Origin of the sequence: Blautia sp. aa_0143 (genome assembly GCF_004167315.1) — a bacterium.
Taxonomy (GTDB): Bacteria; Bacillota; Clostridia; order Lachnospirales; family Lachnospiraceae; genus Blautia_A; species Blautia_A fusiformis.
Genome location: NZ_RCXU01000015.1, coordinates 42,946 through 64,459, shown reverse-complemented (window position 1 = coordinate 64,459; position 21,514 = coordinate 42,946). Strand labels below are relative to the sequence as shown.

The window sequence follows — 21,514 nt, the reverse complement described above, 5'->3', positions numbered from 1 at the left end:
AACAACCCGTATATTCATGTACCGGAAACTTCATGCTATAATTCTGTGGAAAAATGTCAGATAACCATTACCGCCGGGAAATATTTGACAGGTTTCCCGACATCTATAAATATCTATTCAGGGAGGAAATCATGAAAAAAGATCAGGAAATTTTTCAGGAACGTTTAAACCATCATCACGACGAGCTTCGATGGCTGTACACAGAGCTTTATCACAATGACGATATGTTTGCAGAGCTCTGCGACCAGATGTACCAGTATTTTACAGCACGCCGCCGCGCGCTCAAAAACCGCGACCTGGAAAGAGAAAAAAATCCGGACTGGTTCCGCCAGAAGGATATGCTTGGCATGATGCTCTATATTGACAATTTTGCCGGCAACATCAAGGGAGTTTCTGCCAAGCTTCCATATCTTAAGGAATGCAACGTGAACTGCCTGCATCTGATGCCGTTTCTGGACACTCCGAAGGGCCGTTCCGACGGTGGTTACGCAGTAGCCGACTTCCGCAAAGTCCGCCCGGACCTTGGTACTATGAAGGACCTGGCTGCCCTTGCAGATAAATGCCACAAAAACGGAATGAACCTGTGTATGGATTTTGTTATGAACCACACCTCCGAGGATCATGAGTGGGCCAAAAAAGCACGCCAGGGTGACGGCGAATATATGAGCCGCTACTTCTTCTACAACAACCGTGAGATCCCGGACGAGTACGAAAAGACCGTACCACAGGTATTCCCGACCACTGCTCCGGGGAACTTTACCTGGCTTCCGGATATCGGTCACTATGTCATGACTACCTTTTATCCGTACCAGTGGGATCTGAACTACGGCAATCCCCGTGTTTTCAATGAGATGATGTACAACTTCCTCTTCCTTGCAAACCAAGGAATGGACGTGATCCGTATCGATGCGGTTCCGTATATCTGGAAGGAACTGGGAACTCCTTGCCGTAACTTGAAGCAGGTGCATACGATCGTTCGTATGATGCGTATGATCGCCGAGATCGTCTGCCCAAGTGTCGTACTTCTGGGTGAGGTCGTTATGGAGCCGGAGAAGGTTGTTCCCTATTTCGGAACCGTAGAGAAGCCGGAATGCCATATGCTTTACAATGTAACAACCATGGCTACAACCTGGAACAGCATTGCCACTCGTGATATCCGCCTTCTGAAAAAACAGATGGATATTGTAAACAGCCTTCCGAAGCAGTACACCTTCCTGAATTATCTCCGCTGCCATGACGATATCGGCTGGGGACTTGATTTCGCCACCCTGAAAGAATGGGACATGGATGAGCCATCCCATAAGCGTTACCTGAATGATTTCTTTACAGGAAAGCATCCGGGAAGCGACAGCCGCGGAGAGCTCTATAATGATGACCCGGTAACTCAGGATGCCCGTTTCTGCGGAACTACTGCTTCCATGTGCGGGATCGAGGCTGCTCTTTTTGAAAAAGATGACGAGAAGCTGAAAAGGGGTATCCGCGAGGATCTGATGCTTCACGCATATATGCTTACCCAGTCCGGGATCCCGATGCTTTACAGCTCCGATGAAATCGGACGTCTCAATGATTATTCCTATAAAGAGGATCCGGATAAGGCTGCAGATTCCCGCTATATCCACCGTGGTGCTTTCCAGTGGGAGCTTGCCGGAAAAAGAAACTCCAAATCCTCCGTTGAGGGACAGATCTTCCAGACTCTTAGCCGCATGGAGCAGATCCGCAGCCAGGAATCTGTTTTTGATAAGGACTGTGATGTATATACATACGATGTTCATGATGACAGCATTCTCTGCATCCTCCGCCAGAAAGGAAACGAACGTTTCATCGGAATCTTCAATTTCAGTGACAGTGAAAAAACTGCCTGGATGCAGGAGGAAGGAACCTTCCGCGATCTGATCACTGACCAGACACTGGAGCTTAAGGACGTGGAGCTTCCGGCTTATGGATTTATGTGGTGTAAGAGGATATAATGATCCTGTGGCAGTTTCTAGGATCATGAGATCACTGTACTTACCTTTAATTTGTTGTTCATGTAAATAAAAAAGACGTGGCCTTACGGATCGATATATTTCGTTCATTAACAACTCAGTAAATGAACGAAATATATCGATCCGGATCCACGTCTTTTTATTATGTTATATCTTTATTTTTTATAAGCTGTTCTGGTATTCAGAAATTACTTGCAGAGCTCCTCTGCCATTGCATCGATCTCTGCTGCATTCTCATCACTGAGGGAAGACATGATCTTTACATTGTTCTCAAGCCATGTGATATTTTTACTCTTCTCGAACATTCCTTTCATGACTTTAGCTGCAGTCGGTGCCCAGCTTCCGTTCTCAATGAGGCCGATGGTGCGGTTCTGGTAATTACGCTCTGTCAGGTTCTCGATGAATGTACGCATAAACGGGAATGCTTCTCCGTTGTATGTAATGCTGGCCAGTACCAGCTTGCCGTAGCGGAAAGCATCCTCCACTGCCTCTGCCATGTCTTCTCTTGCAAGATCGCAGACAACAACCTTCGGGCAGCCCTTTTCCTCCAGCTTCTGTGCAAGAAGCTCTGCTGCTTTCTTTGTATGTCCGTATACAGATGTGTAGGCGATCATTACTCCTTCACTCTCTACTTTATAAGAAGACCAGATATCATATTTCTCCAGATAATGTCCAAGATTTTCGGTAAGGATCGGTCCGTGAAGCGGGCAGATGGTCTGGATATCAAGAGTTGCTGCTGCCTTGAGAAGCTTCTGTACCTGCGGACCGTATTTTCCGACGATTCCGATATAGTAGCGACGTGCTTCGCAGTCCCAGTCCTCTTCTACATCAAGAGCTCCGAATTTGCCAAAGCCGTCTGCGGAAAACAGAACTTTGTCTGTGCTGTCATATGTAACCATAACCTCCGGCCAGTGAACCATCGGTGCAAATACAAAGGTAAGGACGTGTTTTCCAAGTGTCAGGGTGTCACCGTTGGCTACAATATGTTTCTTTCCTTCCAGATCCATTCCACGGAAGAAATTCTCCATCATGGTAAAGGTCTTTGTGTTGGCAACAACAGTTGTATCCGGGTATGCTTTCATGAAATTCTCAATATTTGCTGCATGGTCCGGCTCCATATGCTGGACTACAAGATAATCCGGTTTCGCACCATCCAGAACCTCTGCAACTTTTCCCAGCCACTCTTCTGTGAAGCCGGCATCTACAGTGTCCATAACTGCGATCTTCTCATCTTTGATCACATAGGAGTTGTAGGACATTCCGTTTGGCACTACATACTGTCCCTCAAACAGGTCTACCTGATGATCGTTTACTCCTACATAATAAATATCATTTCCGATTTTCATTGTATTGAGTTCCTCCTTGGTCTGCTGTATTTTATATTTCCAATATTTCTGAAAATACTTTCTTATTGCTCTCATTTATTATATCATTGTTCGTACTGAAATCAATGTAGAATCTATAAATAAAAACAAACCTCTGCGCCTGGTAAAAGAGCTATTTTCCCCTCTTTACAAACCTATTCCAACATAGTATTGTATACCTTGGATGAAGGAATTTTTTATAATTTTTATGAGGTAAACTATGTGTGAAAATGAAAAAAAGAAAACGTCTTCCATTGAGATGACCTCCGGCTCTCTCTGGAAAAATATCCTCCTCTTTAGCCTTCCCCTGATGGGGTCCCAGGTGTTGGAGGTTCTTTTTAATTTAAGTGATGTTGCGGTTGTAGGGCGATTTGCAGATTACATGGCACTTGGAGCTGTGGGTTCCACAACTCTGCTGGTCACTTTATTTACCGGAATCCTGATCGGCATGGGCGCCGGAGTCAATGTTCGTGTAGCACACGAGCTGGGTGCCGAAAACAGAAAAGGTACCGAAGAAACGATTCATACATCTCTTCTTCTCTGTGCCATCGCAGGACTTCTGGTCTGTGTCGTCTGTCTTCTGTTTTCCGGACAGATGCTGTCCATGATGAATACGAAACCGGAGCTGATGGACCAGGCTGTTTTATATATGAAGATTTATGCTCTGGGTATGCCGGCCATGGCTGTATACAATTTCGGTAACGGCGTATTAAGTGCCCGCGGCGATACGAAGCGACCGCTGATCTATCTTTCCATTGCCGGAGTGATCAACGTTCTTCTGAACCTGTTTTTCGTTATCGTCTGTCATATGGCCGCCGCAGGTGTGGCAACTGCCAGCGCGATCGCACTGTATATCTCCGCAGCGCTGGTAATGATCCACCTCCTTCGGAGAAAAGACGAATGCAGGGTATCCCTGCGTAAGCTCCGTCTTCACCCGAAGGCCTGTAAAGCAGTACTGCTTCTTGGTATTCCCACAGGTCTGCAGAATGGAATTTTTGCCATTGCAAATCTGTTCGTACAGGCCGGTGTCAACTCCTTCGATGCAGTCACGGTTTCCGGAAATGCCGCTGCCGCAAATGCAGACTCTCTGATCTACAACGTCATGTTTGCTTTCTATACTGCATGCGCAAGCTTCATCGGTCAGAACTGGGGTGCCGGAAATAAAAAACGTATGCTGAAAACTTATGGGATCAGCCTTACCTATGCCTTCATCGCAGGCGCGATCCTTGGTGGACTGCTTCTTGTTTTCGGTCCGCAGTTTCTGTCACTGTTTGCCACAGAACCGGCAGTCATCGATGCCGGCATGGAGAGGATCCGGATCATGGGCTTCAGCTATGCCTTCAGCTGTTTTATGGATTGCAGTATCGCCGCTTCCCGTGGCATCGGAAAAAGTATCCCACCGACCATCATCATCATTCTGGGATCCTGTGTATTCCGTGTCATCTGGTTCTATACGGTGTTTGCACACTTCCAGACCATTTCCTCACTTTATCTCCTGTATATTTTCTCATGGGGAATTACAGGCTTTGCGGAGGTTCTGTTCTTTGCTGTAAGCTTCCGGAAAATTCGGACCTGATACTTCAAATATATAGCGCCAGACGAAGCATTGATCTGGCGCTTTTTATATCTTTCTCGCGTTTTATGTACATTTGTCTTTACAAGGCGGACATAATTGTATATAATTATCCTGTTGTGCTTTTACGCGATGCAGTAATACCGGCTTAGAACGATCCGCCCTTTACACTGGATCGTTGCTTTGCGGCTCAGCATTTTTTTAGCACACTCACACAATAGGAAAGAGGAAACTAGTTATGAAAAACCTGATTCAAAAATGGAACAGCATCAACCTGATCAAGCGTATCATCTGTGGTCTGATCGTTGGTATCATTCTCGGACTTGCGATCCCTCAGGCATCTGTGATCTCCATTCTCGGTGATCTGTTCGTCGGTGCTCTTCGTGGAATTGCTCCGCTTCTGGTGTTCTTCCTGGTAATGAGCTCTCTGTGCCACATGGGAAAAGGCCAGAAAACAAACATGAAATTCGTTGTTGTACTTTATCTTCTGGGAAATATACTCTCAGCACTGGCAGCTGTGATCTCCAGCCGCCTGTTCCCGATCATGCTGACTTTTTCCGAAAGTACAAATACTTCCGACGTCACTCCGCCAAGCGGTGTTGCAGAGGTCCTCAAAAACCTTCTGATGAACATTGTTTCCAACCCGGTTGACGCACTTGTCAACGCCAACTATATCGGTATCCTTGCATGGGCCATCATCTTCGGTATCGCACTGAAGGCCGCAAGTGAAACTACCAAGACTGTCATCGAAAACATTTCCGATGCAACCTCCACAGCCGTAAGATGGATCATCAGCCTTGCTCCATTTGGTATCATGGGCCTGATCTTCACAACCATCTCCGAGCAGGGGCTTGGCGTACTGTTAAGCTATGGCCGTCTGATCTGTATACTGGTGGGAACCATGCTCTTTGTTGCACTGGTGATCAACCCGATCATTACTTTCATCTGCACACGCCAGAATCCGTATCCGCTGGTTCTGCGCTGCCTGAAGGACAGTGGTATCACAGCCTTCTTTACAAGAAGCTCTGCCGCCAACATTCCGGTAAACATGGAGCTGTGCAAGGATCTCGGACTTGATGAGGATACCTACTCCATCTCCATCCCTCTTGGTGCAACCATCAACATGGGTGGTGCAGCGATCACCATTTCCATCATGGCTCTGGCAGCTGCACATACACTCGGTATCAGCGTAGACTTCCCGACCGCTCTGATCCTCTGCATCCTGGCTGCTGCAAGTGCGGCTGGTGCTTCCGGAGTTGCCGGCGGTTCTCTTCTTCTGATCCCGATGGCCTGCAGCCTTTTCGGAATCCCCAATGATGTTGCCATGCAGGTAGTTGGTGTCGGTTTCATCGTAGGCGTGATCCAGGATTCCTGTGAGACAGCACTGAACTCTTCCACAGACGTACTTTACACAGCATGCGCCTGCAGGATCAGAAAGAATAAATGATCACACTTATAAACCGTCAGGCGGATATTCATAATTGAAACAGGGGACTCCCTTGATTCGGTTAAAAGGAGCAGATCTTCCGTATTTGGAAAATCTGCTCCTTTTTTGGCTTAGAGCGTGTTTGAAAAAGGCTTTCTGCAAGATGTGCGTCACAATTTGTGGGAGATTTTGTCCGGATGAGGGCGCCGTAGCGGGCTACGGCAACTGAATTCGGGTAAAATATACCGCAAAGTGGGGCGTGCAGATTACGGGAATGATTTTTCAAACACGCTCTAACCTTCAGTTCCTGCAATATCTGCCCCATATAAAATTATCCGTAATCGGTAAATAAAACATCCTCTACATTCGAAAAAGCTTCCAGTTCTCTCCCATCTGCACAGCCAGATATACGATCTCAAAGATCACAGCTACAGATCCAAGCTTAAAAAGCAGGGAATCCACAAAGCCTCCTGCCTTACAGAAATCCAGCGCAATGCCGCCCGGCAGCGGATACAGGATCCGTACCCGTTTCCGGTTAAAGCAGTCCAGCACCAGATGTGATGCGAATCCAACCACAAAATAAAGGACCAGCTTCACGGACACCATGGATATGGCTGCACTTAAAATGGCCATAGCCATGATCGAATGCATAAATGACCGGTGCGGCTGATTTTTTCCAAAGGCGCAGACTGCAATAAAAATAATAACTCCCATGGCAACCGGCGCCATATACTGGTTATTGCGGACCTTTTCCCAGATAGAAAAATCATAAAAATAATTCAATGCGATCTCTGCTGCCACAAGCAGTACCGCGATCAGTGTGATCCGGTCCGCATCCTTATGGGATTTGGAGGTTCCTACATCAATGTCGCTGATCAATGCTCCAAGCATTCCTGTTCCTGCCGCAAGTACCAGACCGGAAACCGTAGAGGGCTGTGTAACTGCCAGCACTGTTCCGAGTCCGACTGTCGCGTGTGTTTTTCCTGTCATAATTCTCCCCTTATTGTAAAAAATCTTCCGTTATTCAGGATTATCCACTGCTACAGATCAGACACTCTCTTCTGATCTTCTGCATATATAAATGTATCACTTTATCATTTACCGCAGATCTGAAAATACAATAAGGCAGCTGTCAGCCTTACCTTTTACTGACAGCTGCCTCCACGAAACAGCATTATATCACATAAAAAATCACGATTCTATCTAAAATCTTTCTACTTTCTTTCACGTCCCGTTTAAATGGAATATGTCTCTTGGATCTCTCTTTTAATCAGACCAGTTCATACGTCCGTAGCGAAGTGCAATACTATGGATCTCTTTCTGAAGCTTCACAGTCAGCTCCCTTTTGCGGATCCTCCACTTCCAGTTCTTTCCTACTGTGGAAGGCTGGTTCATTCTGCAGCTGTTATCCAGGCCCATATAATCCTGCATAGGGATCACACAGAGCTTTGCACTGCTTCTCATAACCAGGCTGATAAAGCATTTATGCAGCTCTTTATCCGGTGTATAGTTATCACAGAGATAATCCCTGGCAAGCTTACGCTCTTTTGCCATAATGCTCTTCCACCATCCGGCGATGGTCTCATTATCATGGGTTCCTGTGTATGCCACACTGTTCTCCGGATAGTTGTGTGGAAGATAATCATTGGCACAGCCGGAATCTCTGGAATCAAACGCAAACTCCAGGACCTTCATTCCCGGGAATCCACTGTCATGGACAAGCTGACGCACAGAATCTGTCACATAGCCAAGATCCTCCGCAATGACCTGCTTCCAGCCAAGGGCCTGCTCCACTTTACGGAACAGATCGATCCCGGGACCTTTTTCCCAGTGACCGCCAATGGCATTTTCTGCACCGTATGGAATGGAAAAATACTCGTCAAAGCCACGGAAATGGTCGATCCTTACCACATCATAAAGGCGGAATACGTAGCTCAGTCTGGAGATCCACCACTGATATCCTGTATTTCTGTGGTAATCCCAGCGGTACAGTGGATTTCCCCAAAGCTGTCCTGTTGCGGAAAAACCGTCCGGCGGGCATCCGGCTACAGCCACCGGCACATTCTCCTCATCCAGCTGGAAAAGCTCCGGATGAGCCCAGGTATCTGCACTGTCCATAGCTACATAGATCGGGATATCTCCGATGATCTGAATGCCTTTTTCGTTGGCATATTTTTTCAGTTTCATCCACTGCTCATAGAATTTGAACTGCATATACTGCTGGAATTCAATATCAAAATATAATTCTCTGCGATAGTAGTCCATGGCATTTGCCCAGCGAAGGCGGATATCCTCTGCCCATTTTGTCCACTCAACACCGCCGAACTGATCCTTTACTGCCATAAAAAGTGCATAGTCGGAAAGCCACCAGCTGTTTTCTGCAACAAATTTCTGATAATCCGGATTCTCGCTGGTGTTGCTGTTTTCGTAAGCTTTGCGGAGAAGCTTATAACGGCCTTTGTAGATTTTTTCATAGTCTACGCTGTCTGCTCTTCTTCCCCAGCTGACCTTATCACAGTCCTCCTTTGTAAGGACGCCTTCCTCCACCAGTGCCTTCAGGCTGATAAAATACGGATTTCCCGCAAAAGTGGAGAAGGACTGGTACGGAGAATCTCCGTAACTGGTAGGTCCCAGCGGGAGGATCTGCCAGTAGCTCTGTCCCGCTTCCTTCAGCCAGTCCACAAAATCATAGGCACTCTTTGAAAAACATCCGATGCCGTACTCTGACGGCAGGCTTGTGATCGGCATCAGAATGCCGGCTGCTCTTTTATCCATATCTTTTCTCTCCTTATGTTGAGCCCTGCATCTCAGAGCATCTTATCTATTATCCTCTCACGGATGCATATTCATATAATCTACGCAACCGTTTGCGTAAATTATACGTCCATTTTGCATGAAGTGCAATGCGTTTTTGTCTTTTCTACCTTTCTTACAATTTTTACATCCTGATTTTGTGCAGTTTTTCATTATGTCAAACAGAATCTGTCTGCATCTCACTACCTGATTTTCTGTGCATCTGTTTTTACGCAATTTCATGCAATTTTCCGTGCAATATGTTTGACAGTATCCTTGTTATGAACTACAATATCTCTATCAGACTGAGATAAAAAAAGCCGGATCAGAGGCATACTTCCGCTTTGATCCGGCATATCCGTGAGGAGGCAAATTTATGGCAGTAACCATCAAAGATGTGGCAGCTCTGGCCGGGGTGTCCCCGTCCACCGTTTCCAGAACCTGCAAAAACAATCCATCTATCAGTGAAGAAACCAAGGAACGTGTACGCAGAGCCATGGCAGAGCTTGGCTATGAGCCGAATTTCCAGGCCAGCAACCTGGCAGCACAGATTTCCCGCTCCATCGGTATCATCCTGCCTCCGTCCCCAAAGGAGACATACGAGAATTCCTTTTACCTTGAGACGATCCGGGGGATCAGCCACTACTGTAACGCACATCAGTATATCAGCACCATTGTTACCGGTCAGAATGAAGAAGAGATCCTTAACGCAGTACGTTCCATGTCCAGAAGCGGTAAGGTTAACGGATTTATTGTTCTTTATTCCCGTGTGAATGATCCTGTTATTGATTTTCTTTTCAGTGAAGGACTTCTCTATATCCTGATCGGAAAACCGGCACAATACACCAATCATACGATCTATATCGATAATGACAACCTTCTGGCCGGACAGGAGGCAACGGAGTATCTTTATGCTCTGGGCCACCGGAAGATCGCTTATCTGGGTGTAGATAATTCCCTGGTCTTTTCCGCAGACCGCAAAACCGGCTATATGACTGCGCTGATCAGCCACGGATTAACCGTACAGCCCGAATACTGTATAGAGGTTCCTGCCGCTTCCCAGAATGAGTTTCAGGAGCTTCGAAAGTTGCTTTTAAGTGAGGAGCGCCCTACAGCTGTGCTTGTCAGTGATGATATTCTGGCGCTTTCCCTGGAAAGGATCTGTATGGAAGCAGATATCTCCATACCGGAGGATCTGTCCATTCTTTCCTTTAACAACTCACTTTTTGCCAGACTGACTTCGCCTCAGCTGACCTCCATTGATATTAACTCCGGGCAGCTTGGAATGGAAGCAGCCACGCAGATGATCAGTCATATCGAAAATCCGAGCCTTCCGGCCACAAAGATCATTGTACCTCACCAGCTGATCGAAAGGGACAGCTGCCGGAGGATCTGATCTGCTTTCAAACAAAAAACAGGTATCTTCTCTGCTGACTGTGTATTGACCACCACTTATCGATCTGACATTGATGGTCGATCTACCGCCCGGCAAAAAGATACCTGTTTTTCATTTTTTATAATGCTTTTTATAATGCTTTCTCATAACACCAGTACATATGTCCCCAGAGTTCACACTCTCCCACGTTCTCAAAATTCAGCTTATCATAGGAGCGGAGTGCTTTTACATTGTCCTTCGCAACAAGAAGATGTACGGCTTGATAACCCCGATTCTTCAGTTCTTCCATCACACCCTTAAGAAGTTTCCCGGCAATCCCCTGATTCTGGAATTCCTGACATACTCCCACCCGGGAGACCTCCGCTGACGGCACCATGGTTTCTGACCAGCATGTGAGACATTCCACATTTGGATCATCATCAATGGAGATCACACCTGCGATATTTCCCGCATCGTCCCGCATACAGAACAGCGCATCTCTGGAAAGATCAAATTCCACTTCTTTTTCTGAAGGATACTCCTCTGTCCACACACAATAGGGCGTCCCCAGCAATGAACGGTACAGCTTCAGAACTGTATCTGCTTCTTCTCTTTTTACACGCTCGAAATTCATTTTATATCCTTTCTCCTGAAAATACATTCTTTTTCCGCCCGGATCTCTCCAGTATCAGGATCACAGCAAATGTAATGATCTCTGAACTCAGAAAGGAACTCCACACGCCATTGATCCCAAATAATCCGGAAATAGCTTTTTCCCAGGACCGTCAAATCTGCAATCTGCACCATGTCCTTTTCTGATTCTGGTTTTCATCCCATTTATCATTTATTCTAACTCAAAAAAGCTTCTCTTTTTGTTACTGATAATAACATCTTTCGCTACACCCCGCCGGAAACACTATCCGTTTTAATGTATACTGAAATTCTCTCTCATTTTCTGCAGCGTCCAGGATTTCCAACGCTTTTCGCAAATTCCGGATATCTTTTTCCATGTGATCCACATAGTTTCCCCGGCCAACCAGCTTCAGATGCGTGATCCCTGCCTGCTTCAGCTGATACAGTGCACACAGTCCACAGCCTGTCTCACCACAAAGATATCCGGATTCATCATATGCTTTCAGATCCGGTTCCTGATCCCACGCCTGCTCCTGAAGAGCCATTATTTTTTCCGGAACAGCATCACCATTCCGTACAGTTCCAAGCCAATAGGACACCCTGCAAAGATATCCCATCTCATCACAGTGAAGAGAATTACAGAATGCTCCCGTAAACTGGCACATTTCATTCAGCACAAAGGCCTCGAACTGCATTCCCGCCTCCGGTCGGATCCCAGCCTGTTTTTCCACTTCTCTCTGAGATGCAATAACAGACTGCATATCCCGGAACGTGTTTTTCCGATGAAAGATCAATCTCTTCAGAGGAAAGCGCCGGAACATCTTCAGCATTTCACTGTTCACTTCCCCCGTCTCTCCGCTGAGATGGATCTCACAGGAAATCCCCCTGTTTTTCAGATAAACAAGAAGCGCCGGATCTGCAATGATATAGCTTCGAAATCCAATTCCCATGCACTTTTCTATGATATCTCCGATCTCCGGATACTGTTCCGGAAGATAATACAGGGAATTGAAGGTGAGATGCACCGGCTTTTTATATTTTTTTACCATCCGGGAAAGAATTTCCAGCTCACTGTATGCTCCAAGCTGAACATTACAACAGAGAACCTCCCTGCGATTTAACGGCATTACTGTTCCATATTTTTCCGCCCAGGAAAATGGTACATAGCCACAGAAAAATTCATCTGCTCCTGCCTGCACAAAACGTTCATATTCATCTATGGAGCCTAACCCGGCTGTTATTTTCATACTGTTATCCATGTCCTGTTCCTTTTTCTGCAATGTATTCTTGTCAAACAGATATTCGTGCTCCACCTTCACAGCCTGCTCATCACCTGTCATATATTAACAACAATGCGATCCGGCTTTGTGCCTTTTATATTTTTCCACATTTCAGGTATCTCCGGAAATGTTTTATCCACACCGAACAGGGAATTATACCTCCCTGCCATGTGTAAATGTTCCGGATAAAGAAGTGTGTATTTTTCACAAAATTTCGGGCAGTGCTCCGCAAGCTGCTGTGTACCACGATCTCCGGTGGTGCACAAAGCATACAATGGACAGTACTGCGAAGTGTTTGTCTGATAAAAAGGCAAATGCAGACTGTTTTTTCCCGGCGGAAGCTCCTGTGGATATCCGCAGGACTCCCATTCGTATCTGTGGATATGAAATTCTTCAGCCAGAAAATCCCGATAAAACCCCGCATTCAGGCTGTTTTGCTGAAATAATAAGGTATCACCGGATTTATATTTCATTCGCGGATCTTTTTTTCGTTTATTGAGCAATGTCCCCAGAACAGGACGCAGGCGGGATGTTTTTCCACAGAGCATTTCCGCCATGGCCCAGTCATTGACTACGATTTCCACATTCACCCCATGAATACAGCACCAGTTATCCACCTTTTCCAGAAGCTTTCCCACAGACAAAAGCATAAATTCCCGGATATAAGAAAATACCAGTGTGATCTCCGATCCCTCCGAATACATTTTATCCATGATAGAAAAAAGCTGCTCTTCTGTCGGAAACAGGTTATGGCAGAACTGATTTCCAATATAAAATCTGTCCGGTGTCCGGCCTGCAAAATAACTGTGAGTGAGATAATTCTTCTGCCAGTAAGACGCCAGAAAAGCCTGCAACGGCTGGCACAGATATTCTTCATACAGGGAAGTGCAGTTTAATTCCAGGGCAAACTCTGCATTATCCAAAAGCCTTAATTCCTCTGCACCCATTGTATTCTGTGGATTTCCGGAAGCCTTTTCATTTTCTCTGAAAAACCACCGCTTCTTCTGTTCCTCCAGACTCCTGCAGTGCATCTCATCCAGCTCCGCAGGATAACCTGTCAGTGATTTCGCCAGCTCTCCATCGTCTCCATCCAGCTTCAGACGGATATATCTGTTGTACTCTCCGGCCAGCCGCCGAACCTCCTGTACATAATCCTTCTGTTCCACTCTCACAGAATATTCCCTGTAAAAATATTTTCCGGTTTTCTTTTCAACTGGCTGTTGATCCTGCAGGCATTGATCCTCTGCTGCACTCATCCCAAACTTCCGGATCTCCACTCTCCTGTACCCGGCTTTTTTCATATCATAAAAATAGATCAGAAACTGCTCCGGTTCCGGGCATTCCTCTGCCAGCCGAAATCGAAATCCATCTTCACCCAGCTCTGTGATCCGGATTTCTTTGCTATCCATAAAACCGGACAGTAATCCAAATGGTATCATAGAGATCCTCATCAGGAAAGCTTCCTCCCTTCAGGCAAAAAAGGAGATGCCATATGCTCCCATACAGCACCTCCCACTGTTCCTTCTTATTTCACTTCTACTAATTCAATTCTGAAATTCAGCTCTTTACCTGCCATCTCATGATTAGCATCGAAAGTAATGGTTTTTTCATCTTTTGCGTTAACTTTAACCGGGAACGGCTGACCATACTGATTGGAGAGGTATACCTGCTGTCCTACAGTAAGATCCTCAGCACCCGGAAGCTGTTCGATCTCAAGTGTAAAAATCGCATCCGGATTCGGCATACCGTAAGCTTCCTCAGGCATCAGATGAACATCTACCACCTGGCCAACCTCCATGTTTGCAACTGCCGTATCAAAGCCTTTGATCATCTGTCCTGCTCCGCAGATGAATTCCAGTGGCTCGCCACGGTCATAGGAAGAATCGAACTGTGTTCCGTCATTAAAGGTTCCTCTGTAATGTGTACGGCAGGTTTTTCCGACATTAGGGCCTGTGATAGATGGCTGGGAACCACATCCTCCGCCACAGCCTCCGCAGGAATGTCCGTCTTCATGACCGCCGCAGGAGTGTCCATTCTCATGGCTTCCGCAGGAATGTCCATCCTCATGATGGTGATGATCACAATTCACACCTGTGGATACCAGCTCGCCCTTCAGATAAGCATCCACAGCTGTGTCTGCATCTCCCTGTGCTCCGGAACATAACTCAATGCCAGCCTCAGCAAGTGCACTCTGTGCTCCGCCGCCGATTCCTCCACAGATCAGAACGCTGATTCCCTGCTCTGCAAGAAGTCCTGCAAGTGCACCATGTCCGGTGCCATTGGAGCTGATCACTTCACTGGAAACAACCTTGTTATCCTCTACCTCGTACACCTTGAAAAACTCCGTTTTTCCAAAATGCTGGAAAATATTTCCGTTGTCGTATGTTGCTGCAATTTTCATTTGTAAAACCCTCCATTAATCAGATATGTATTATATTAGTATATCGTGCAGGCAGGATAAAAGCAAGGTTTAACTTCTCTCACAAAAACACCTCGCGGGACATTGCCAGTGAACAGTAACCTCTTGCTGTCATTCAATGAATCCAGTATAATAGAAGAATCTGTAAAAATAAACGATTTTTTAAATAAGAAGGTTTGAATTAAAATGAAATCATACGAAGAATTACTTTCAGATATTGAAGAAGACATGGAGCTCATGGGTTCCTCACACATTGTTTATTCCATGGAAGAGGACGGCGTTGTTACTGATTATGATTATCTTCCATCCGATTCCTGTACGATCTCCATTACCTTAAAGGAACTTCAGGAAAAGCTTCAGCTGCAAATGCTCTATGCAAAAGTTTCCGCTCATACAGCCGGAGCAGATAAAAATGCCCCAAAATTAGCTGTTGTTTTTCCGGGCATCGGATACACTGCTGACAAGCCGCTTCTGTACTATACCAGCCGCCTTGCCAGCAAACAAGGCTACCAGATCCGCACGGTATCCTATGACAACCTCCCGGAAAATGTAAAAGGTGATCCGAAGAAAATGAAACAGGCCTTTGACCTTGCCCTGGAACAAACAGAACGCTCCTTAGGCAGCATCGACTGGAATTCCTATGGCAGCATTCTGTTTATTTCCAAAAGCATTGGTACAGTCATCTCCTCAGCCTATGCTTCCCGACACGATCTGACTGTAAAAAGCATCCTGTTCACGCCTCTTGCAGAGACCTTTTCCTTCCCACTTGCCGGAAGCATCGCCTTCCACGGCACCGCAGATCCCTGGGCCGAAACCGATTCCATACGGGAACTGGCAGCGCAGAAAGATGTCCCTCTCTTTCTCACCCAAAACGCCAACCATTCTCTGGAAACCGGTGATGTACTGAAGGATATCTTTATTCTAAAAACCACAATGGAGCGGGTCCAGCGTTTTATTTAACGCCGGTCCGCTTATTTTTCTCCACCCACTAAAAACTGAGGTGTCAGCTTGTTCAGCTCACGTTCCATGGAAGTTCTGGAAATATCACTGATGTCCTTCAGGGCAAACACTTTGGAAAAGCCGATCTCCATCATGTAATCCAGATCCCATACCGGACGCTTTTTATCACTCATAAACAGCTTACTGCTGAGCTCTTTCCCTGTTTCCGCATCTTCATGAGCATGGATACCTCTTCCATATTTTTCCCACATAGCAGCATCATGTGCCTCGTAAATCTTTTTCTTTTCTTCATCATAAAGATGCAGATACCAGCAGGCGTCCGATACCAAAAGACGTCCGCCTTTTTTCAGTACACGCAGCCACTCCTTGTAAGCCTTCTGTGGATCGTCCAGCGTCCATGTGATATTTCTGCAGATAACCATATCAAATGTCTCATCCGGGAAATTCAGATTGTGGCAGTCCATAGTCATCAAATCTGCGGATAAACCTGCTGCCTTTACATTTTCCTTTGCTTCATGGATCATATTTTCAGTAATATCGATCCCGGTCACATGATGTCCTTCTTTTCCCAGCATAATTTCAAAAAATCCCGGCCCGCAGCCTACGTCCAGTACTTCCAGATGTTCTTTTTCCGGCGCATACTCCAGAATCAGATTCTTCCAGTTTTCTGCTGTTTCACTTTTCAATTCTGCCTTGATCCCTTCGCTGTAAATGCCAGCTTCTCCTTCCCAGTACTCTTTGATCTTATCGTTTTGCATGTCACTTCTCCTTCTTTGTGGCTACTACAATAAATTTTTTTCCCTGATATCCGTATTTCCAGAAATCCATCGTCCATGGTCTGTTTAGCCAGCGGTTCTCTCTGATCTGGATCCTGGCAAAGCGTACCTTTTTTAATATCTGAAAGTCCGCTTCCGGACGCTTCTGCGATGTAAATGGCAGCTTTTCATAAATTCCGCTGTTTTCCTTCACGTCAGATCCATATGTTTTTCTTTCTGTAACATAAATAAGAAAATCAGCAATTTTCATATGGATCTTATTTTTTAATGTGGGTTCGACGGTCCGATAGTCCCCATCAAAATAAATGATCCTTCCACCTGGTTTTAATACAGCCTTCCAGCGTCTGAAAGCTTTTTCCGGATCATATAATGTCCACACCGCATCTCTGGAAAGTATCACATCATAGCTTTGTTCCTGTTCCAATGGCAAAGTTACACCATCTTCCTCACAGATTTCCACCTGCTGATGATACTGCCGCATATTCCTTCTGGCTTTTTCTACCATTCCTGATGAACCATCGATCGCTTTTACATCATGTCCCAGACGCGCTGCTATGATGCTCATAAAACCCGGGCCGCAGCCCACTTCTAAAATACGAAGGGGCTCAGGTCCAAGAAGTCTTTTCAATTCTTTTGTCCAGTAAGATACCGTTCTTTTGTTACTCAATTGTTTTTGGATCATATCATCATAATCACCGGAATCTTCTGTCCATTTATTCTCGATCTTTTCAAACATTTTTTACTCCACTACATCCAGTGTTGCCCAGTTAATGCCTTCATAGGCAGTCGGTGCAAGCTCTACATTGGTCAGTCTGGTATTGTTATAGATATAATCACGGTTCGGATAATACAGCGGCACTGTTACTGCCTGATCATTGATACGTGTGAGGATCTTATCGTATAATTCCGTACGCTTTTCTTCATCCTGTGTCTTTAATACTTCTCCGAGATCTTTGTTCAGCTCCTCATCGTACCAGTTTACTGCCTTTGCTCCATCTTCCGCATAGAACATTGATTTTAGGAATCCATGAGGCATCCAGGAATCTTCATAGCTGCGGTAAATGCACAGATCGTAATCTCTGGTGTTCCAGATCTCATCATAGTAAGCTGCGGATTCTTTTTCTACCAGTTCAATACCTACACCGACCTTCTCATATTCAGATTTCAGGAATTCACAAAGAGATTTCCATGAAGCATATTCTTCAGTCTGGAATACCAGTCTGAGGCTCAGTGGTTCTCCGTCTTTTTCTACAATACCATCTCCATCTGTATCCTCATATCCTGCTTCCTTTAACAGTTCCTTTGCTTTATCCGGATCATATGGATAGCCCTTGCTGTTTTCTTCTGTTACATAAGGAACTGTCGGAGACATAAGTCCGGTTGCCGGATTGCCGTAACCATCCAGCAGATCATTTACAATGCTTTCTTTATTTGTTGCATAATTCAGTGCCTGACGTACGTTTATATCCTGAAGCGCCGGTGTATCATAATTTTCAATCAGATAGTAAGAAAGTGTGGAAACCTGCTGTTCTGTCGATAAATTTTTATCTGCCTGGATAATACTGAAGCTTTCGGATGGAATATCCTGAAGATTCAGATCTGCCTCTCCACTCTGAAGCGCCATCACTCTGGCATCACCGTCTACCACCTGTTTCAGAACTACTTTATCAATATTTGGTTTCTCACCGTAATAATTAGGATTTGGTACCAGGACAACCTCCTGACCGCTTTCATAACTGTCGATCATCCACATTCCGGTACCCACTTCCTGACAAAATTCTCCGTCTTCATCCAGTGCACTTTCACAGGTGAAACGGAATGGTCTTGGATAGCTGAATTCGATCAGCAGTGTATAGCATGGTTCTGCGAACTTAAATTCTACAGTATAATCATCTACCTTTGTAACATTTTCCAGTTTGGCTGAAAAGTTACCGGTCACATCCTGTTCCACCCATCTGTTATAATTCCACATCACATTGTCTGCATTAAACACTGTACCGTCTGAGAATTTCACATCTTTTCTTAAATGAAACGTATAGGTTGTGCCATCTTTACTGATATCCCAAGATTCTGCCAATGCCGGTTTAATTTCTCCATTTTCTCCATAACGCACCAGTGGATCATAGATCATTTCATAAAGACGAAAGTCCGGACCACTTTTTATAGGGTCACAAAGTTCAGGAGTCAGATCAATGGATGTCATTGCCGTAACTACTTTTTCCTCTTTTGCCTGTACATTGACACCTGTCAGTAAAGTTGCCGCCACCATGCTCAATACTATCAATTTTGCTACACGTCTTTTCTTCATTTCTTCCTCTCCTTTGTTTGTTTTATATTTTACAGCATATGACATGCCGCAAAATGTCCTGTTTCAATTTCTGTCAATTCCGGTATATGCTCTCTGCATATATTTGTACATCTTCTGCACCGGTTCTGATATGGGCAGCCCTGTTCCGGAATGGTATCTGAAAATATTTTCTTTTCCTGCGATCCGATTCTTCGCATTTTCGGTTCTTTTACCGGAATAGAATCAAACAGATCTTTTGTATAAGGATGTACGGCAGTCTCCTTTAAGCTGTCCGTATGATCAATAAACTCGACCACGCGTCCCTGATACATAATAGCCACCTCTTTGCAGAGATATGGAACGTTGGACAGATCGTGAGTGATCAGTAAATAGGTCATCTCATATTTTTCCTGCAGCTCATTTAACAGATGCAGGATCTGCTTTCGTATGGAATAATCCAGACTGGATACCGGTTCATCACAGATCACAAGTTCCGGTCTTAATACCAATGCTCTCGCAATATTAGCTCTCTGACACTGACCTCCTGAAATCTGTCCAACATAACGGTTTCGGATATCCGGATCAAGCCCCGTCTGGATCAAAGCCTCCTTTACTCGCTCTTCATACTCACCCTCTTGCAGTTTTTCATGTAATTTCAAAATTTCCAGAATATTTTCTCCAATGGTATAACCGGGATCAAATACCCCGCTGCTGCTTTGAAAGACCATCTGAAGATTCTTGCGATATGGACGAAACTGCTTTTCAGACAAATCCTGCATTTCCTGTCCCTGAAACCAGAATTTTCCATCTGTAGGTTTCTCCAGGCCGGCGATCAGCTTTCCGAATGTAGTTTTACCACTTCCACTTTCACCGATCAGGGCCATGGATGATCCTGCATGGATTTCCAGACTTACATCATCCACTGCCTTCACAATTTTTTTCTTGCCATAATATTTTTTTAAATGTTCTGTCTTTAGTAACGTACTCATACTTTTCCCCTATAAAACTGCATCCAACAGTTTTTTTGTATATGAATGCTGCGGATGATAAAAGATCTCTTCAACCGTTCCGTTTTCCACTATTTCGCCGTCTTTCATGATCGAAACATCATCTGCGATCTCTGCCACCACACCCAGATCATGCGTAATAAATAACACGCCCAGATTTTCTTTCCTGGATAGCTGATAGATTTCTTCCAGGATCTGCTTCTGTACGGTTACATCCAAGGCTGTCGTCGGCTCATCTGCGATCAGATAATCCGGTTTCATGGACATGGCAATGGCGATCATAACACGTTGGCACATACCACCAGACAATTCGTAAGGTTTTTTCTTCATCAGTTCTTCCGGATCACGCAGATTCATCATCCGCAGACTTTCCAACGCTGCTTCCCTTGCCTGTTTTTTGCTCATTCTGCGATGTTTTCTCAGTCCTTCCAGAAGCAGTTGTTCAACTGTAAAGAGCGGATCGAGAGCAGCGGTCGGATCCTGAAAGATCATTCCGATCCTGTCTCCGTATAACTGTCGTTTTTCTTTTCCTGATAACTTCAGAAGACTCTTTTCGTTCAGTGTCACATCTCCGGATATCACCTTTCCATTTCCTGCAAGCAGATTCATGATCGTCAGAGAGGTAACTGACTTGCCGCTTCCGCTTTCTCCCACCAGAGCATGGATCCTTCCGCGTTTTACTTCCAGGCTGACATCTTTTACTGCATGAACCATTCCGTGAGAAGTCTGAAACTCCACATGTAGTCTTTTTACCTTTAGAACATCATTTTTGGGCTGTTCCATTCTGTATTCCCTCCCCCAGATAATTAAATGCCAGAACAATGATCATGATCAGTATGCCCGGATAAAACATCAGTCTTGGATAAGTCTGAATATAACTTCTACTGTCACTGAGCATGATCCCCCATTCCGGTGTCGGTGCCTGCACACCAAGGCCGATAAAGGAAAAACCGGCAATTGACAGAATGATCGAACCGATTTCCATTGTTGCCAGTGCGATTACAGATGGCAGGATATTTCTCAATACATGCCTAAATATGATCCTTGCGTGGCCGCAGCCGCCGGCTTTTAGTGCGGTCATATAATTTTTATTTTTTTCCTGAAGTGTCAATGCTCGGGCAAGCCTTGCATATTCTGCCCAGGATACGACCGATAAGGACAGGATCAGATGAGCGCCGCTGGCTCCTACGGTTCCTGCAATGGCAAGTGCCACAATAAAGACCGGCATAGCCATAAATACATCAATGATCCTCATAATTATGGAATCGATTTTTCCACCTACATATCCGGCAAACAGTCCGATCGGCACCCCGACACATACGGTGATCAGAAGCACCGTAAAGCTATAGCTCAGTGAATACCGGCTGCCCCAGAGAAGTCTTGATAAAATACATCGTCCCAGCTGATCAGTACCTAAAGGATATGCCGCCGACGGATTCTTTAATTTTATCGAAACATCCACAAGCAGTGGATCATGCGGCGCCAGTACAGGTGCAAAAATAGCTGCCAATGCAAAAATTATGACCACCATCAATCCTATTTTTGTTTTCGGTGACCGGAATACCTGTTTCCAGTACAGATTCTGGATCATGCTTTTTTCTGTTTTCTGCTTTCTTCTGCTTCCCATTCTATGATC

The 21,514-nt window shown here is 45.3% G+C and carries 17 protein-coding genes and 3 pseudogenes; 6 read left to right on the top strand and 14 right to left on the bottom strand.

Annotation, left to right across the window (positions count from 1 at the left end; translation table 11 throughout):
- The first annotated feature begins 131 nt into the window (after nt 1-131).
- Complete coding sequence (locus EAI83_RS09305; protein WP_192926480.1) at nt 132-1,967, top strand: amylosucrase; 1,836 nt, start codon at nt 132-134, stop codon at nt 1,965-1,967.
- Between the two features lie 209 nt (nt 1,968-2,176).
- On the opposite strand, the pseudogene EAI83_RS09300 reads toward EAI83_RS09305, so the two are convergent.
- A pseudogene (locus EAI83_RS09300) lies at nt 2,177-3,331 on the bottom strand (FprA family A-type flavoprotein); the annotation flags it as partial.
- Between the two features lie 238 nt (nt 3,332-3,569).
- Between EAI83_RS09300 and EAI83_RS09295 the strand changes: the two are divergent.
- Nucleotides 3,570-4,925: an MATE family efflux transporter gene (locus EAI83_RS09295; protein WP_059086413.1), complete on the top strand. Its 1,356-nt coding sequence runs from the start codon at nt 3,570-3,572 to the stop codon at nt 4,923-4,925.
- Nucleotides 4,926-5,160: 235 nt separating this feature from the next.
- The gene (gene sstT, locus EAI83_RS09290; protein WP_021652899.1) at nt 5,161-6,369 is read left to right on the top strand and encodes a serine/threonine transporter SstT; all 1,209 of its coding nucleotides are present in this window, start codon (nt 5,161-5,163) and stop codon (nt 6,367-6,369) included.
- Nucleotides 6,370-6,430: 61 nt separating this feature from the next.
- Here the strand turns inward: sstT and EAI83_RS17860 are convergent.
- Nucleotides 6,431-6,574: pseudogene (locus EAI83_RS17860) on the bottom strand (DUF6783 domain-containing protein); the annotation flags it as partial.
- On the opposite strand from EAI83_RS17860, the pseudogene EAI83_RS17855 reads away from it, so the two are divergent.
- A pseudogene (locus EAI83_RS17855) lies at nt 6,512-6,700 on the top strand (DUF6783 domain-containing protein). The pseudogenes EAI83_RS17860 and EAI83_RS17855 sit on opposite strands and share 63 nt — an antisense overlap.
- Before the next feature lie 8 nt (nt 6,701-6,708).
- Here the strand turns inward: EAI83_RS17855 and EAI83_RS09280 are convergent.
- Nucleotides 6,709-7,338 (bottom strand): metal-dependent hydrolase, encoded by a 630-nt coding sequence (locus EAI83_RS09280; RefSeq protein ID WP_129975172.1) that lies wholly within the window; start codon nt 7,336-7,338, stop codon nt 6,709-6,711.
- Between the two features lie 276 nt (nt 7,339-7,614).
- Nucleotides 7,615-9,123 (bottom strand): 4-alpha-glucanotransferase, encoded by a 1,509-nt coding sequence (gene malQ / locus EAI83_RS09275; RefSeq protein WP_129975169.1) that lies wholly within the window; start codon nt 9,121-9,123, stop codon nt 7,615-7,617.
- Between the two features lie 394 nt (nt 9,124-9,517).
- On the opposite strand from malQ, the gene EAI83_RS09270 reads away from it, so the two are divergent.
- Nucleotides 9,518-10,537 (top strand): LacI family DNA-binding transcriptional regulator, encoded by a 1,020-nt coding sequence (locus EAI83_RS09270; RefSeq protein ID WP_129975167.1) that lies wholly within the window; start codon nt 9,518-9,520, stop codon nt 10,535-10,537.
- Between the two features lie 130 nt (nt 10,538-10,667).
- On the opposite strand, the gene EAI83_RS09265 is transcribed toward EAI83_RS09270, so the two are convergent.
- From EAI83_RS09265 to EAI83_RS09250, 4 genes are all read right to left on the bottom strand, one after another.
- Nucleotides 10,668-11,150 (bottom strand): GNAT family N-acetyltransferase, encoded by a 483-nt coding sequence (locus EAI83_RS09265; protein ID WP_129975165.1) that lies wholly within the window; start codon nt 11,148-11,150, stop codon nt 10,668-10,670.
- A 241-nt stretch (nt 11,151-11,391) separates the two neighbouring features.
- On the bottom strand, nt 11,392-12,462 hold the full coding sequence (locus tag EAI83_RS09260) for a U32 family peptidase (RefSeq protein WP_243113468.1): 1,071 nt from the start codon (nt 12,460-12,462) through the stop codon (nt 11,392-11,394).
- A 23-nt stretch (nt 12,463-12,485) separates the two neighbouring features.
- Nucleotides 12,486-13,868, bottom strand: a complete 1,383-nt coding sequence (locus EAI83_RS09255; RefSeq protein WP_129975163.1) for a hypothetical protein — start codon at nt 13,866-13,868, stop codon at nt 12,486-12,488.
- An 86-nt stretch (nt 13,869-13,954) separates the two neighbouring features.
- Entirely contained in the window at nt 13,955-14,830 is an 876-nt protein-coding gene (locus EAI83_RS09250) for an FKBP-type peptidyl-prolyl cis-trans isomerase (RefSeq protein WP_059086418.1), read from the bottom strand.
- 204 nt (nt 14,831-15,034) lie between these two features.
- Here EAI83_RS09250 and EAI83_RS09245 point away from each other — a divergent pair, with 204 nt between their 5' ends.
- Complete coding sequence (locus tag EAI83_RS09245) at nt 15,035-15,808, top strand: alpha/beta hydrolase (protein WP_129975161.1); 774 nt, start codon at nt 15,035-15,037, stop codon at nt 15,806-15,808.
- Nucleotides 15,809-15,819: 11 nt separating this feature from the next.
- Here EAI83_RS09245 and EAI83_RS09240 read toward each other — a convergent pair whose 3' ends face one another.
- Genes EAI83_RS09240 through nikC form a run of 6 tightly spaced genes read right to left on the bottom strand, consistent with a single transcriptional unit; the run spans nt 15,820 to nt 21,505 of the window.
- Nucleotides 15,820-16,566: a class I SAM-dependent methyltransferase gene (locus EAI83_RS09240; protein WP_015526666.1), complete on the bottom strand. Its 747-nt coding sequence runs from the start codon at nt 16,564-16,566 to the stop codon at nt 15,820-15,822.
- Nucleotide 16,567: 1 nt separating this feature from the next.
- Nucleotides 16,568-17,320, bottom strand: coding sequence for a class I SAM-dependent methyltransferase (locus EAI83_RS09235; protein WP_022426108.1), 753 nt, complete (start codon nt 17,318-17,320; stop codon nt 16,568-16,570).
- 3 nt (nt 17,321-17,323) lie between these two features.
- Nucleotides 17,324-18,892, bottom strand: a complete 1,569-nt coding sequence (locus EAI83_RS09230; protein WP_110103192.1) for a nickel ABC transporter substrate-binding protein — start codon at nt 18,890-18,892, stop codon at nt 17,324-17,326.
- 29 nt (nt 18,893-18,921) lie between these two features.
- Nucleotides 18,922-19,860 (bottom strand): oligopeptide/dipeptide ABC transporter ATP-binding protein, encoded by a 939-nt coding sequence (locus EAI83_RS09225; protein ID WP_059086421.1) that lies wholly within the window; start codon nt 19,858-19,860, stop codon nt 18,922-18,924.
- A gap of 9 nt (nt 19,861-19,869) precedes the next feature.
- A complete protein-coding gene (locus EAI83_RS09220; protein ID WP_021650927.1) occupies nt 19,870-20,661 on the bottom strand; it encodes an ABC transporter ATP-binding protein in 792 nt (263 codons plus the stop codon).
- Nucleotides 20,642-21,505 carry a nickel transporter permease gene (gene nikC, locus EAI83_RS09215; protein ID WP_021650926.1) on the bottom strand — a complete coding sequence of 288 codons (864 nt, stop codon included), beginning with the start codon at nt 21,503-21,505 and terminating at the stop codon, nt 20,642-20,644. The genes EAI83_RS09220 and nikC overlap by 20 nt, the downstream gene beginning before the upstream one ends.
- Nucleotides 21,506-21,514: the final 9 nt, after the last annotated feature.

Bases quoted from the DNA above. Each gene is read 5' to 3' on its own strand.
- EAI83_RS09230 (WP_110103192.1), bottom strand. From the start codon at position 18,892: ATGAAGAAAAGACGTGTAGCAAAATTGATAGTATTGAGCATGGTGGCG.
- malQ (WP_129975169.1), bottom strand. From the start codon at position 9,123: ATGGATAAAAGAGCAGCCGGCATTCTGATGCCGATCACAAGCCTGCCG.
- EAI83_RS09240 (WP_015526666.1), bottom strand. From the start codon at position 16,566: ATGCAAAACGATAAGATCAAAGAGTACTGGGAAGGAGAAGCTGGCATT.
- EAI83_RS09255 (WP_129975163.1), bottom strand. From the start codon at position 13,868: ATGATACCATTTGGATTACTGTCCGGTTTTATGGATAGCAAAGAAATC.
- EAI83_RS09225 (WP_059086421.1), bottom strand. From the start codon at position 19,860: ATGAGTACGTTACTAAAGACAGAACATTTAAAAAAATATTATGGCAAG.
- EAI83_RS09280 (WP_129975172.1), bottom strand. From the start codon at position 7,338: ATGACAGGAAAAACACACGCGACAGTCGGACTCGGAACAGTGCTGGCA.
- sstT (WP_021652899.1), top strand. From the start codon at position 5,161: ATGAAAAACCTGATTCAAAAATGGAACAGCATCAACCTGATCAAGCGT.
- EAI83_RS09245 (WP_129975161.1), top strand. From the start codon at position 15,035: ATGAAATCATACGAAGAATTACTTTCAGATATTGAAGAAGACATGGAG.
- nikC (WP_021650926.1), bottom strand. From the start codon at position 21,505: ATGGGAAGCAGAAGAAAGCAGAAAACAGAAAAAAGCATGATCCAGAAT.
- EAI83_RS09250 (WP_059086418.1), bottom strand. From the start codon at position 14,830: ATGAAAATTGCAGCAACATACGACAACGGAAATATTTTCCAGCATTTT.
- EAI83_RS09265 (WP_129975165.1), bottom strand. From the start codon at position 11,150: ATGAATTTCGAGCGTGTAAAAAGAGAAGAAGCAGATACAGTTCTGAAG.
- EAI83_RS09295 (WP_059086413.1), top strand. From the start codon at position 3,570: ATGTGTGAAAATGAAAAAAAGAAAACGTCTTCCATTGAGATGACCTCC.
- EAI83_RS09305 (WP_192926480.1), top strand. From the start codon at position 132: ATGAAAAAAGATCAGGAAATTTTTCAGGAACGTTTAAACCATCATCAC.
- EAI83_RS09235 (WP_022426108.1), bottom strand. From the start codon at position 17,320: ATGTTTGAAAAGATCGAGAATAAATGGACAGAAGATTCCGGTGATTAT.
- EAI83_RS09220 (WP_021650927.1), bottom strand. From the start codon at position 20,661: ATGGAACAGCCCAAAAATGATGTTCTAAAGGTAAAAAGACTACATGTG.
- EAI83_RS09270 (WP_129975167.1), top strand. From the start codon at position 9,518: ATGGCAGTAACCATCAAAGATGTGGCAGCTCTGGCCGGGGTGTCCCCG.